At 46.1% G+C, this 13,136-nt stretch carries 13 protein-coding genes; 6 read left to right on the top strand and 7 right to left on the bottom strand.

The window, feature by feature from the left end; translation table 11 throughout:
- Positions 1-53: 53 nt before the first annotated feature.
- The 3 genes from KNO87_RS08260 (at position 54) to KNO87_RS08250 (ending at position 4,304) form a co-directional block, all read left to right on the top strand.
- Positions 54-1,154: an AI-2E family transporter gene (locus tag KNO87_RS08260; protein ID WP_214692476.1), complete on the top strand. Its 1,101-nt coding sequence runs from the start codon at positions 54-56 to the stop codon at positions 1,152-1,154.
- A gap of 268 nt (positions 1,155-1,422) precedes the next feature.
- Positions 1,423-2,667 carry an MDR family MFS transporter gene (locus KNO87_RS08255; RefSeq protein ID WP_214794942.1) on the top strand — a complete coding sequence of 415 codons (1,245 nt, stop codon included), beginning with the start codon at positions 1,423-1,425 and terminating at the stop codon, positions 2,665-2,667.
- 143 nt (positions 2,668-2,810) lie between these two features.
- Positions 2,811-4,304 (top strand): peptide MFS transporter, encoded by a 1,494-nt coding sequence (locus tag KNO87_RS08250; RefSeq protein WP_214794940.1) that lies wholly within the window; start codon positions 2,811-2,813, stop codon positions 4,302-4,304.
- Positions 4,305-4,347: 43 nt separating this feature from the next.
- On the opposite strand, the gene KNO87_RS08245 is transcribed toward KNO87_RS08250, so the two are convergent.
- Entirely contained in the window at positions 4,348-5,643 is a 1,296-nt protein-coding gene (locus tag KNO87_RS08245; protein ID WP_214787979.1) for a glutamine synthetase family protein, read from the bottom strand.
- 189 nt (positions 5,644-5,832) lie between these two features.
- On the opposite strand from KNO87_RS08245, the gene KNO87_RS08240 reads away from it, so the two are divergent.
- A complete protein-coding gene (locus KNO87_RS08240) occupies positions 5,833-6,873 on the top strand; it encodes an SDR family oxidoreductase (RefSeq protein WP_214794938.1) in 1,041 nt (346 codons plus the stop codon).
- Between the two features lie 28 nt (positions 6,874-6,901).
- On the opposite strand, the gene KNO87_RS08235 is transcribed toward KNO87_RS08240, so the two are convergent.
- Together KNO87_RS08235 and KNO87_RS08230 are read right to left on the bottom strand one after the other, a co-directional pair.
- Entirely contained in the window at positions 6,902-7,222 is a 321-nt protein-coding gene (locus tag KNO87_RS08235; protein WP_214692491.1) for a YflT domain-containing protein, read from the bottom strand.
- 88 nt (positions 7,223-7,310) lie between these two features.
- A complete protein-coding gene (locus KNO87_RS08230) occupies positions 7,311-7,529 on the bottom strand; it encodes a hypothetical protein (RefSeq protein ID WP_214794936.1) in 219 nt (72 codons plus the stop codon).
- An 84-nt stretch (positions 7,530-7,613) separates the two neighbouring features.
- On the opposite strand from KNO87_RS08230, the gene KNO87_RS08225 reads away from it, so the two are divergent.
- Entirely contained in the window at positions 7,614-8,672 is a 1,059-nt protein-coding gene (locus KNO87_RS08225; RefSeq protein WP_224861169.1) for a GTP pyrophosphokinase, read from the top strand.
- An 88-nt stretch (positions 8,673-8,760) separates the two neighbouring features.
- On the top strand, positions 8,761-9,198 hold the full coding sequence (locus tag KNO87_RS08220) for a MarR family winged helix-turn-helix transcriptional regulator (RefSeq protein ID WP_074034413.1): 438 nt from the start codon (positions 8,761-8,763) through the stop codon (positions 9,196-9,198).
- Between the two features lie 91 nt (positions 9,199-9,289).
- Here the strand turns inward: KNO87_RS08220 and KNO87_RS08215 are convergent, their stop codons facing one another.
- The 4 genes from KNO87_RS08215 to KNO87_RS08200 all read right to left on the bottom strand — a co-directional run bounded on the left by KNO87_RS08215 (position 9,290) and on the right by KNO87_RS08200 (position 13,104).
- Entirely contained in the window at positions 9,290-9,808 is a 519-nt protein-coding gene (locus KNO87_RS08215) for a class F sortase (RefSeq protein ID WP_214794934.1), read from the bottom strand.
- Between the two features lie 73 nt (positions 9,809-9,881).
- On the bottom strand, positions 9,882-10,679 hold the full coding sequence (locus KNO87_RS08210; RefSeq protein ID WP_214794932.1) for a DUF4397 domain-containing protein: 798 nt from the start codon (positions 10,677-10,679) through the stop codon (positions 9,882-9,884).
- 248 nt (positions 10,680-10,927) lie between these two features.
- On the bottom strand, positions 10,928-11,608 hold the full coding sequence (locus KNO87_RS08205) for a glycerophosphodiester phosphodiesterase (RefSeq protein WP_251126605.1): 681 nt from the start codon (positions 11,606-11,608) through the stop codon (positions 10,928-10,930).
- A gap of 23 nt (positions 11,609-11,631) precedes the next feature.
- The gene (locus KNO87_RS08200) at positions 11,632-13,104 is read right to left on the bottom strand and encodes a carboxypeptidase M32 (RefSeq protein WP_214794928.1); all 1,473 of its coding nucleotides are present in this window, start codon (positions 13,102-13,104) and stop codon (positions 11,632-11,634) included.
- Positions 13,105-13,136: the final 32 nt, after the last annotated feature.

Below are 13,136 nucleotides of genomic sequence, written 5' to 3'. Positions count from 1 at the left end.
AACATTCATAGTAAAAGGGTAGAAAAATTATATTTGTATGAGGGGATAGAGCATTGGAGCTTAATCGTCAACTTATTTGGAAACTCAGTGTGATCGGTCTGATTTTACTCGTCTTATGGCGTGTCATCAGTGAACCGGATACCATCTCACGTGTTTTGCAGTACACGTTTCAGTTACTGACCCCAATTATCATGGGGATTGCCATCGCTTTACTACTCAACACCGTACTCTCTTATATAGAGGAACGGTTCCATTTGAAACGGTATCAAGGTCTGCTCATCGTCTATATCACGTTTATCGGGATTTTAGCGATCTCGGTCGTCACCTTGTTCCCACGGATTTACTCGAGTCTTTCATCACTTATCGAAGAGTTACCGGTCTATATCCGTCAAATCGATGCGTTTCTTGGTGATGTAAACAATTACTTGAAAGACTATAACGCTACCATCGCCCAGGCGATTGATTTTGCGCGCTTCGAGGACCGCTACTCGGGATGGGTCGAAACAGCCGTCCTCTCGTCTGTCGGTTATGTCTCAAGTTTTACGATGACATTGATTAACTTCTTGATTGGGATTGTCATCTCAATTTATCTTTTGAAAGACAAAGAAGTCTTCGCTCGTATGTTCAAGCGCCTTCTCTACGCGCTGTTACCAGTTGGTACTGCAAAGACGACGATCGATATCTTTCAAGAGATGGATTATATTTTTAAACGATACATCATCGGAAAGTCACTCGATTGTCTGATCATCGGTGTCCTGGCTGTCATCGGACTTTTGATCATCGGGGCGCCATATGCGCTACTCCTTGGTGTTATCGTCGGCGTCCTCAACTTCATCCCGTATGTCGGTCCACTACTTGGGATGATCCCGGCGTTCATCATCACATACTTCTATGACCCGTTCACCGCCGTATTGGTGCTCTTGTTCATCTTCTTGTTGCAACAATTCGATGGATTGTGGCTCGGTCCGAAAATTCTTGGTGACAGTGTCGGGATCACGCCATTTTGGGTCATCACGTCCATCATTATCGGGGGCAGCCTGTTCGGTCTCGTCGGCATGTTCGTGAGTGTCCCTATCACTGCGATGATTCAAGTCGTCTTGTCTAGACTCATTGACTATCGTTTGAATCGTAAAAATTTGAATGAGTTACTTTAAATCTCTTCATGAATCTGTTGACATATTCATGAAATGTGTCATACAGTTGAAGAGAAGAACACAATTAACAGAAAGGAGAGGTTCCCATGTCAGTAGTATCTTCGAAACCATTCACTCAAGTTCATACTGATTGGCAGGCACCTCTTCGATTGAAACAGATCTAAGACGCCTGCCTATCGAGGCATGCATAAACAACGTGGGACGTCGTATGCCTTTATGCATATGACGTCCCTTTTGTGTCTAAAATTAAATAAAGCAGGTGACCTGTATGTTTCAATCACTCAAACGGCTTGACCGCAATATTTGGATTCGTTTCTTAGGGGAGACGATTACGGGAATCATGATGTTCATGATCGCCCCATTCTTAGTCCTTTATTATAGCGACCAGTTAGATAGCTACCTTCAAGTCGGAATCATTATGGCGACTGGACCAATCATGGCGCTCCTCGGCTCGATGATTGGCGGCCGACTCGCCGATCTCTATGGGCGAAAACCGATCATGATGATTGCCATCATCGGTGACGCGCTTGCCCTCATCGGTTTTGCGTTCGCGGATTCGTTTTGGCCATTATTGTTACTAAATGCGATGCTCGGTTTGACTAACTCACTATTCCATCCCGCTGCTAGTGCGATGGTTGCTGACGTCACAGAACCCGAGCATATGAACGAAGCATTCGGCCTATTACGGATGGGGCATAACATCGGTGCTGCGTTTGGACCTCTCCTCGGGAGTGCGGTACTGTTCATCGACCGCGAGCTGATTTTCTTTGCAGCGGCGTTCATCTTCGGTCTTTATGCCCTCGCACTCGGCTACTTCATTCGCGAATCATTGCCGGAGTTCACAGAAGATGAGACCCCGAGCAACCGGGAAGTGTTGCGCGTATTTTATAATGACCGCGTGTTTCTGATCTTCATCTTTGCGGGTATATTCATATCAATGGGATTCTCGGTCGTCGAGAGCATGTTACCGCTCTTTTTGAAAGAGTCGCTCCCGACATACACCGCACAACAGAACCCATTCCCATACCTGTTGGCACTTAATGGAATCATGGTCGTCCTCTTCCAGTTTCCAATCGCTTCGAAGCTCGGGAATAAACCGTTTGGGAAAGTCATGCTTGCCGGAGCGACCGTCTTCGGAATCGGGATGATTTTACTCGCCGTCGTCCCTAGAGCTTTGTACGCAATTGATGTTCCTTACCTTCCACTCGTTGGAATCTTACTCGCCGTCTATGCATTTTACACGCTTGGCGAGATGTTTATGTCGCCTGTTCAACAGACGTTCATCGCCTTGATTGCGCCAGAGAATATGCGCGGTGCCTATAATGGGGCTGCAAGTGTTCAATGGCTAATTGGCGGTGTGACGGCACCAATCATCGCAAGTGTCTTTTTCGACAATCGTGCCGGACATATTGCATTGATTCTGATCGGCGGCGCAAGTTGCCTATCTGGCATCATTTACTGGCAACTCGGACGTTATGTCCAGGCAACGGAAGCAAAACAAAAGACAGCGTAATCACTCATCGACCACACTCTCTGCTCATGGAAGTGTGGTCTTTTCATTCTTTGCATCTTTATTAAAATTTGAAATTATCATTCAATTCACTTTACAATCATAATAATCCTTTTTATGATAAAACGGTTAAGGAGGGATCTTTCATGGAAAGGATCGATAAACAGACAATCGTGGACAGTGTTCCACAAAAAGGCTTCTTCGGACAACCGAAAGGGTTGTTCACCTTATTCTTCACTGAATTTTGGGAACGTTTCTCGTACTATGGCATGCGGGCCATCCTCGTATTCTATATGTACTATGAGGTTTCTGAAGGTGGACTCGGGCTCGACCGTAACGTCGCGCTCTCGATTATGTCCGTCTACGGTGCACTCGTTTATATGTCAGGGGTCATTGGGGGATGGCTTGCGGACAGAGTATTCGGGACGTCACGGGCGGTCTTCTACGGTGGTGTGTTCATCATGCTCGGACACATCGTCCTCTCGATTCCAGGTAGCGTCGTCTTCTTATTCATCTCGATGGCGTTGATTGTTATTGGTACGGGTTTATTGAAACCAAACGTATCAAGTATAGTCGGAGATATGTATAGTGAAACGGATCGCCGTCGTGACGCTGGATTCAGTATCTTCTACATGGGTATCAACTTGGGCGCGTTCATTTCACCGCTCATCGTTGGACAAGTTCAAAAAGATTACGGCTTCCATTGGGGCTTCGCCCTTGCTGCCATCGGGATGTTCGTTGGACTCGTCGTCTTCGTATTGACGCGTAAAACGAACCTTGGCCTTGCTGGCTCATACGTACCGAACCCGTTATCTCCTGATGAGAAAAAGAATACGATTCGAATCGTCAGCCTTGTCACAATCGGAATCGCCATCTTACTTGCGATTTTGATCCCACTCGGCTGGTTCACGATTAACACATTCATCTCGCTCGTCGGGGTGTTCGGAATCGCAATTCCAACAGTTTACTTCATCATCATGTATCGCAGTCCAAAAACGACAGAGGTTGAGCGTTCACGCATCATTGCCTATATCCCGCTCTTCATCGCCTCCGTCATGTTCTGGGCGATTCAAGAGCAAGGGGCAACAATCCTTGCGAGTTATGCGGATACACGGACTGACCTTGAATTCTTCGGATTCACGTTGTCTCCAGCTTGGTTCCAATCGTTGAACCCGCTTTTCATCATTCTACTTGCACCGGTCTTTGCTTGGCTTTGGGTACGCCTTGGAGACCGTGAGCCAAGCATCCCGACGAAATTCGCTTTCGGGATCTTGTTTGCCGGAATCAGTTTCTTGGTCATCCTACTTCCTGCTTACTTCAGCGGTCCGGATGCCCTTGTCAACCCGCTTTGGCTCGTCTTGAGTTACTTCATCGTTGTCTTGGGAGAACTAAGTTTATCGCCGGTCGGTTTGTCGGCTACGACAAAACTTGCACCAGCAGCATTCTCCGCTCAAACGATGTCACTCTGGTTCTTGTCGAACGCTGCCGCACAAGGAATCAACGCACAGCTCGTCAAGTTCTACTCACCTGAGAACGAGATGCTCTATTTCGGGGTAATCGGTGGTGTTGCCATCGTTTTAAGCTTGATTCTGTTCGCACTCGCACCAAAAATCAAAGTATATATGCGCGGAATCCATTAATCTTTAAAAAACGCCAGCCGATTGAATCGGCTGGCGTCATTTTTTATTTGCGTACTTGAATGAGTGACAAGTAACGATCGATCATATTGTGGTTAAAGTAATCATGGAAGTTGTCTTGTTTCAGCGATTGAATCGATTCATGGAACGTCGCAGGGAGCGAAGCGATTCCTTGGCTCTCAATTTGTTTAGCTGAATACTCAAACAAGTCGTCTTCGTTCGGCTTAGATGGTTCAAGCTTCTGCTCAATCCCTTCTAAACCAGCGTAGATGAGGGCGGCAAGTGCCAAATACGGGTTAGCACTCGGGTCAGGGTTTCGAACCTCGACACGCGTCGCGCTTCCACGGGAAGCTGGAATTCGAATCATCGAACTGCGGTTCGACGGACTCCAGCAAATATTAACCGGTGCCTCGAATCCAGGAACGAGACGCTCATATGACTCAGGCAGTGGGTTTGTAAAGATAGCCGTCGCACGGGCATGCTTTAAAATCCCTTCGATGAAGTGACGTGCTGTTTGAGAAAGTCCATAATCCGCGTCGGCCTCATCAAACGCATTGTTCGTCGCTTTCCCGTCTTCGTCATTTTTCCATACCGAGATGTTCAAGTGCATCCCAGAACCGTTCACGTCACGTAACGGCTTCGGTAAGAATGAGACAGATGCCCCTTTTTCTTTTGCCGCGATTTTGACGATTTCTTTGAAGAATTGAATGTTGTCCGCCGTATGGAGCGCATCGTCGTACTTGATACCAATCTCATGTTGCGCAGGAGCAACTTCATGGTGAACCGCTTCAATATTGAATCCGACATTGCTCAATCGGTTTGCGATATGTTGACGTACTTCATAACCTTTGTCTTCTGAACGCGTCGAGAAGTAACCTGCTTCGTCATAAAACTCTCCATTTTCATCAAAGATGAAGAATTCAGGTTCTGCGCCGACGAATACCGAGTAGCCGTCTCGTGCAGCTCGTTCAAGTGCATCTTTCAACACATTCCGTGGATCATATTCATATCGTTCACCTTCTGGTGTACACACATCGCAGAAGAACGCCAAAATACTCTCATCACCATCTTGCTCATAACGTGGACGATCTAAATCCGGTCTCAAGAATAAGTCGGAGTTTTTGATGGAAGAGAATCCGTTGATTGAAGAACCATCAAACATTGTTTTTCCTTCAAAAACCTCAGGCAACAATTTTGCCGAAAGCGTCAAGAGTTTTAAATCACCGAGTACATCTGAGAAATAAAGATGGATTTGGGTAATATTTTTTTCTTGAACCGTTTTCTCAATGTCTTGTTGCTTCTTTGCTACGTCATCCTTGTCTGTTCCGAATAGATTTGCCATGATTCTAAAAAACCTCACTTCAATGGATTTGACAGGCAAGCTGTCTTTACGCACCGTTCGTACGCTTCTCTATAGTTCTTAACCGACTTCGATTTTTTTTAAACATGAATTTTTAAAAGACGCAAAGTGGCTACATCTGACGAGACTTGATATGATGGATGCAGAATGTCACAGAGAGGGAGAACGCGATTGTATATTTTTATGACTGGTGGAACAGGATTTTTAGGGGGACGACTCGCTAAAGAGTTGATCGAACGAGGGCATCGAATCTGTATGCTCGCCCGAACACCGGAGAAAGTAAACGCCCAGTTCACGGCGGAAGAAAGAAAATCAATCGATGTGTTGCCTGGCGATTTGACGGCGCGCGCACTCGGTGCCGATGAACGATTCATCGATTCACACAAGGGAAAAGTGGACTTATTCCTACACATGGCAGCACTCGTCAAATTTGACGAAGAATTAAGAGAAGAATTGTTCGAAACGAATCTAACCGGTACGAGAGAGGCCCTTCGATTGGCCAAGTTGATTGATGCACCTCGATTTTTCCATGTGAGCACCGCTTATACACTCGGGGCAAAAGAAATCGGTGGCGAGACGTTATATGATGTGTCGCAATCGTTTTTAAATCCATACGAAGAAAGCAAAGCACATGCCGAACAGGCGGTCTGGCAATCACGAGATGAGCTCGACGTCTCGATCTTTCGTCCGGCAATCATCGTCGGTGACTCTAAAACCGGAGAAGCGGATTCGAAATTCACGATGTATGGGTATATGCGTGCACTTGAATTGTTCAAACGTAAACTGGAACGGCGTGGTCATAGCGTTGAGTCAATCCGTTTAATCGGGTCAGCCACTGGTACCTCGAACCTTGTTCCGGTCGATTATGTCGCGGACGTGCTTTTAGCCGCGATCGAGCATGCAAAAGCAGATACGATTTATAACGTCACGAATGACTCGCCACCACGCAATGAGATGATGCTCGATTATATGAAAGAGTCACTCTCGTTCCCACACTTGACGATTACGGAGACACCGACAGACACACTCAGCTCTGTCGAACAGTCATTTAACGACATGGTGAAGGTATTCAATCCATACTTGAACCGGAATATCACGTTCCATGACGAGAACACAAAACAATTGTTAAAAGATGCAGGCTTTTCAAAGCTTCGTCTCGACCAGCAATCGTTGCGCCGAATCGTCAATGCCTATTATCAAACGAAGCACTAAAAAAATGGACCGGGCTACCGGTCCATTGTCATTTATCGCAGACTAATACAATTTTACCATCCTTGATTTCACGCTCGAGTGAGTCGACCATCTCTTTCGTGAGACCTAAGCTTTCCATCTGTTCCATCCGATCTTCCGAATTGCTCGTGAATTTTGAGAGCAACGACTCGAACATCCCCTTTTCCGGGATACGGTACGGTTGGACACCTGCTTCTGCCGCCAATCGAATCGTCAATTCTTCGTCTTTGGCAAATAAATAGATGTGTTCGTTTACACATCCTCCCGAAACCATCTCGTTCACTTCATGGTCTACCGTCGTCATATCATTTACTACCCTTGTTTCTAACATGCCCCATCCTCCTAAACGTTCACAGTCATATATTTCACTGTTTTTGTTATTCCCGAAAAATGAGGGTATAAACATGAATCATCACCGTTTATTCGTGGAGTGTCCACTCTTCCACATCGAAATGTTGCACGATTCCTTCGATACGTTCACGTTCACCTTCGATTGTAGCCCGCCCCACCAAGCGCGCGGTCACGACATATTGATTCCCGTCTTCTCGGATGCGGGATATCCGATAATCGGCCTGTTGTAGTAAACCTGCGATGATTTCTAGTTTTTCTCTCTCGGATGACCGGAATGTATGGTTCATCTTCATTCCCCCTCTGTACATATGCTACCATATCGTTTCGTAATGGAGATGATATACTAAAGACAGAGAAAAGGAGTGAGTTCCGTGCCGAAACAAGACTTGAACACGATCATGCTTGAATACTTGAATGAAAAAGAAGATTACGAAGCATTTGCCACTAAACTGAAGGCACTCCTCAGTGAATTATTGACGGAAGCCGGAATCCAGTTTCATTCAATAGTTGCCCGTGCTAAAGAGGCGGATAGTCTCTATGCCAAATTATCTCGTAAACCTTATCAATATCGATCGTTACGTGATGTCCAAGACCTTGCCGGGATCCGTATCGTCACATACTTTCATGATGATGTGCGAACTGTCGCACAAATATTAGAGGACGAGTTCACCATTGACCGAGAACAGTCAATTGATAAATCAACTTTGCTTGATTCCAACGAGTTCGGTTATTTGTCTGTACATTATGTCGTGGAGTTGAGTGAGAAACGACTCGCTCTCGGTGAATACCGTCGCTTTGCAGAAAAAGAAGCGGAAATTCAAGTCCGCTCGATTCTACAGCATGCTTGGGCCGAAATTGAGCATGACCTCGGATACAAAAATCCAAATGCCGTCCCACCTGAAATCAAACGAAGTTTCAGTCGTGTCGCCGGACTGCTAGAGATTGCTGATTCTGAGTTTGTGAATATCCGGAAACAATTGCGGACATTCGAACAAGAAACGGTTGAACAAATTCTTGATTCTCCGGAGAAAGTGGCAATTACTCGAGACAATTTGAACTATTATATCGCCAACGACCAGACCGTTGAAAAACTAGACAATGCCATCTTCCAAAGTGAATGGTTGCTTGAGACCGATCTCTCGGCAATCGTTGAATTGACTCGGATGTTCCATTATGCAGACATCCGAACGTTCAAAGATTTGAACGACACGCTTTCGACTTACTATACGCAAGCCGTACAATGTGCGACACTACTCCCCTCCTCCCTCTTACCGAGACAAGGAATGGGTGTCGTATACGCTGTCCTGGCTAAACTGTTGGCAGAAGGTGATGACCCGCAAATCGAATTCTTCTTTAGACGATTTTATCCTGACTTGAAACATTATGAGGACATCATTCAACAAATCCGTGCGAAAGACGAGCCTTTATAACTTTACAGACAACATGTTTTTAATGTAGAATGTTTCTATGTTCTGAAGTATATATGAATAATATTATCACTAGGAGGTAGTTTCGAGGATGACAACACCTGTACCAACTGCTTCACGCCGTCAGCTCGTCGCTGATGCTGAACGTGGAATCCGGATGAACTATCGTGGAGTGAAAAAAAATCTCCGTTCGATGTTCTCACAATATTTGACTCGTAATGAATTCTTCATTCTACGTTCTCTTTGTCAACAGAGTCCTCAAATCGCCTCTGCTTTGTCGAATGAGTTTCAATTTTCAGCTTCGATGATCACAGCACTCGCTGATGAGTTGACGAAAAAAGGATTGATTTCTCGCGAACGCAGCGAGCGGGATCGCCGTGTCGTCGAACTTCAAGCGACAGATGAAGGTCGTGAGTTGTTCGAAACGTTAGAAAGCATGAAGATCGAATATTTGATGGATGTATTCACTGATTTCTCTGATGAAGAACTCATTTTACTCTCAAAATTATTAGACCGCATGGACGCTTAATCCATGAACAGACCTCAACCACATTGGTTGGGGTCTATTTTTATGAGACATGAAAAAGGAGATGCAACATGTAAGTTTGCATCTCCTGCTTTTATTTCGTTTCAATTAAATGTGCCGTGACGACGATACGGTCACGATACCCTAGTTTCTCATCGTATGGCCCTGCACACGTGATCAGTTGAATCCGCTTTGCTTGAGTCGCCGCAAAGATTGATGCGAGCGGGACTTGATCAAGGCGATATTGTTTCACACTAGCGACTTCATACGTTGCGACTTGGTCATCCTGTTGGAGCGTCACCAATTCTCCGATTGGTAGCTGACCTAGGTTCGCAAAGATGGCTGGACCGTTCAAGTCATCGAGATGACCTGACAAGACGACGTTTCCTGTCGCGCCTGCTTTCGCCCCATATTGATACCAACCGACCTGGTTCACGTTAGAAGGCGTATCCATCCTTCCAGCCTCGTCCTTCCCGACCGCTTCAATCGATGTATCGACATCGATTGAAGGAATGACGAGTCGGGATGGGACGAAACTGTTCGAATGAAACGATTGCCGATCGACTTGTTTAGAAGTCAACACGAGTGGTTCAGCGAATTCAGCCTTTGGCATGATGAACGATTTTTCTGGGGCTTCCGCTTGCGCGCTCCATACGAGAAATCCGATGGTTCCTAAGAATACAAGTTTAAGCGTCTTGCTTCTGACGACGAAAGACGTAGAATCCAGCCGCTGCCACTCCAACTACTGCTGCTGCGAGCAACCAGTTCATTGAAGCTGTTTGAGCAAGACCACCTTGTCCTGTTTCAGGCGCCATTGCCATTTCTCCGCCATCAGCAGCAAGGAGTACTTCAAACGCTGGTTCTCCTTCAAGGAGACCGATTGCGAATGCAGTATAGTTTTTACCACCTTCGAGTGCCACACCATCAAGTGCTTTCACAACATCCGTCGCACCTGCCGGACGAACTTCAAGGTCATACGTACCAGCATCAAGTGTGCCATAATCACTCACAGCTTTGAACTCAAGGTTCGAGAAGAGTGGGTCTCCACCTTTAGGTGCGACATCCACTGCTGGTGCATCTGGTGCAAAGTGTGCGACACGAACTTTAGATTTTCCATCTTCAAAGTTCGCATCATCTTCCATTGCAGCGATTTCGATGTTTTCAAGTTGACCGATCGCAGCGGCTGTGTAGAATTTGCCTGCTTCAATTGAAAGGTCAGCTGCAACGACGACTGTTTCTGCGTCACCTGCTGGCTTGATTTCAACGTTGTAATCTCCTGCAGGAAGTGTCAAGTAATCAGTGAGGTCTTTAAACTCTGCTCCCTCGACCGCGACTTCCCCATCCACATACACGTCAACTGCCGGTGCATCAGGTGAAGCATGTAGCACACGGACCATTGCATTTTCATGTCCATCGGCGCTAACCGGTAGGATGAAAGCGAAGGCTAGTGCTAGTGTACCTAGTAAAGACATCAACTTCTTCATGTGAAATTTCCTCCTTTTGTCTACGGTAACCTACGACTTGCATACAACAAGTGTGATGCAGTGCTACATGGTGTGCTACATCTGATTGCTATGTAGCTCGGTGACATCTTAAACTTAAGACAATCCGACAGTGACGTAAAGGGGACATTATGTCCTGAATGTGCTCCGATATGCTAACGAATGAAAGCGCAACCTTTACATAAATTGTAGTTCCCTCACATCGAATTATAAAACCCCTTAGTCTGCGACTAAGGGGTTTTACTTGCCCATTCAACATCATTGACGAATATAGCGTCGACTTGTAACGCTCGGCAGCGCTCGAGTTGAGCCTTCGTCTTGATTGTATAGGGTCTGACAACAATATCATGTTGTTGCAACCATCGCACTTCTTCGTCCGTGATGCGATCGATATGCGGATGGACTGAATCGGCACCTACGGATTCGAGATATCCGAGAACGTCATACAGCGGTTGAGCAAGTAAGATTGCCGCCTCGATATCTGGACGCATCTTTTTCAATCGATGAATCGTCTCATGATTGAACGATGAGAAGAGGATACGAGATGGGGCTATGCCCGAAGTCTCGATTATGTCGAGTATTCGGGACTCAATTCCAGCATATCGAAGCACATCGGTTTTCACCTCAAGATTTAATCGGATTGATTCATCCCGAACCAGTTCGAGGAGTTCTTGTAGTGTCGGGATTACTTCTTTTTGAGAATATCGTACACCGGCGTTAAATGCTCTCAGTTCGTCAAGTGTATATGAAGATACCAAACCGTATCCGTCAGTCGTTCGCTCCAACGTTTCATCATGGATGAGAACGAGCTCACCATCTTTGGACAAATGAACATCGGTCTCGATCCCTTCTGCCCCCGCAGAAAGCGCGAGTCTGAATGCCGACATCGTGTTCTCAGGTTGTAATGCCATCACACCTCGATGCGCGAATCGTTTCATTTGGCTACGGACTGATACTTGTCAGTCAGATAACGGACGAGTGGTTGAACCGAGATTTCTTGTCCCGTCACTTGTTGGATGAGTTCATTCGGTGTCAGGCGTTTTCCGTATTGATGGACGTTTTCCTGTAGCCACGCTTTGATTGGTTCAATCTCACCGTCTTGAATCAATGTTTCAAACTGAGGAAGGTCTTTTTTCAAAGACTCCGTCAATTGAGCGGCATAAATCAACCCGAGCGCATAGCTTGGGAAGTAGCCGAACGAACCACCAGCCCAATGTACATCTTGGAGCACACCTTTAGCATTCGATGGCACGTCGAGACCGAGATACTCTTTATATTTCTCATTCCATGCAGCCGGGAGCTCATCGACGGATAACGTTCCTTGAATGAGCGCTTTCTCGAGCTCATAGCGGATAATGATGTGGAGACTATACGTCAACTCGTCCGCCTCGATCCGGATGAGAGAAGGTTTCGCTTCATTCACTCCACGATAGAACGTATCAAAGTCGATTTCTCCGTATGCTGGGTAAAGCTCTTGGAGTTTCGGATACACGCGACGTAAGAAGGCTTCGCTCCGACCAATAAAGTTCTCAAAGAAAAGTGACTGCGATTCATGGATTCCCATTGATGCTCCCCCGCCTAGACCGAGTTCGTCAAGCATCGGATCGATTTGTTGCTCGTACGTAGCATGTCCCGCCTCATGCATCGTTCCGAACAAGGCGTTCCGAAAATCAGTTTCATCATATTTTGTCGTGATTCGTACGTCACGACGATTGATGGTGATTTCGAACGGGTGGACGGTCGCATCGAGACGCCCGCGTGATAAATCGTATGCGACGACATTCATCCAATCGTGACAAATCTTTTCCTGTACGTCTGCCGGCATTGACCAGTCCATTGAAAGTGATTCTTTTGGAAGTTGCTGAATCAGTGGTACAAGCTCATCCCGGAGCGAAGCGAATAGTTGATCGAGAAGTTCGACTGTCATCCCTGGCTCAAAATCATAAAGAAGGGCATCGTATGGATGTTTCTCATAGCCGAAATATTCCGCAAATTTCTGCTGGAATCCGATAATTTTCTTTAAATAAGGAGCGAACATGTCCCAATCGTTTTGGTCTTTTGCTTTCTCCCATACGGTTTCTGCTTCAGATACTAGCGTCACGTATGCTTGATACTCATCGTGAGGAATCTTCGCATTTCGTTCATATTGAGTTTTTGCGACTTCAAGCGAACGCGCTTCGACATCAGATAGACCCTCTTCCTCAGTCATTCGTCCTAGTAAAGATGCGAACGATTCACTCGTTTGTCGTTTAAATGCCTCGGTCGACAAATAACCGATTGTTTCCGCCCGAAGCGGTGCCGACTGTTCCGGCATCTGTGTACGCATATCCCAATATAAGAGAGAGATTGCTTCATCGAAAGCACGTAGTTGCTTAAAATGTTCACGCCATTCTTTTGTCAGTTCCATCTGTCATTCACCCCTGTAAGTTTGTCTATTCT

The sequence above is a fragment of the Exiguobacterium sp. s34 genome, assembly GCF_018617435.1.
In the GTDB taxonomy this organism is placed as follows: domain Bacteria; phylum Bacillota; class Bacilli; order Exiguobacteriales; family Exiguobacteriaceae; genus Exiguobacterium; species Exiguobacterium aestuarii.
This window is presented reverse-complemented; position numbering and strand designations above follow the sequence as displayed.

What these genes read in the sequence shown, in the direction of transcription:
- KNO87_RS08255 (WP_214794942.1), top strand. Translation starts at nt 1,423, where the DNA reads ATGTTTCAATCACTCAAACGGCTTGACCGCAATATTTGGATTCGTTTC.
- KNO87_RS08250 (WP_214794940.1), top strand. Translation starts at nt 2,811, where the DNA reads ATGGAAAGGATCGATAAACAGACAATCGTGGACAGTGTTCCACAAAAA.
- KNO87_RS08245 (WP_214787979.1), bottom strand. Translation starts at nt 5,643, where the DNA reads ATGGCAAATCTATTCGGAACAGACAAGGATGACGTAGCAAAGAAGCAA.
- KNO87_RS08235 (WP_214692491.1), bottom strand. Translation starts at nt 7,222, where the DNA reads ATGTTAGAAACAAGGGTAGTAAATGATATGACGACGGTAGACCATGAA.
- KNO87_RS08230 (WP_214794936.1), bottom strand. Translation starts at nt 7,529, where the DNA reads ATGAACCATACATTCCGGTCATCCGAGAGAGAAAAACTAGAAATCATC.
- KNO87_RS08220 (WP_074034413.1), top strand. Translation starts at nt 8,761, where the DNA reads ATGACAACACCTGTACCAACTGCTTCACGCCGTCAGCTCGTCGCTGAT.
- KNO87_RS08215 (WP_214794934.1), bottom strand. Translation starts at nt 9,808, where the DNA reads ATGCCAAAGGCTGAATTCGCTGAACCACTCGTGTTGACTTCTAAACAA.
- KNO87_RS08210 (WP_214794932.1), bottom strand. Translation starts at nt 10,679, where the DNA reads ATGAAGAAGTTGATGTCTTTACTAGGTACACTAGCACTAGCCTTCGCT.
- KNO87_RS08205 (WP_251126605.1), bottom strand. Translation starts at nt 11,608, where the DNA reads ATGGCATTACAACCTGAGAACACGATGTCGGCATTCAGACTCGCGCTT.
- KNO87_RS08200 (WP_214794928.1), bottom strand. Translation starts at nt 13,104, where the DNA reads ATGGAACTGACAAAAGAATGGCGTGAACATTTTAAGCAACTACGTGCT.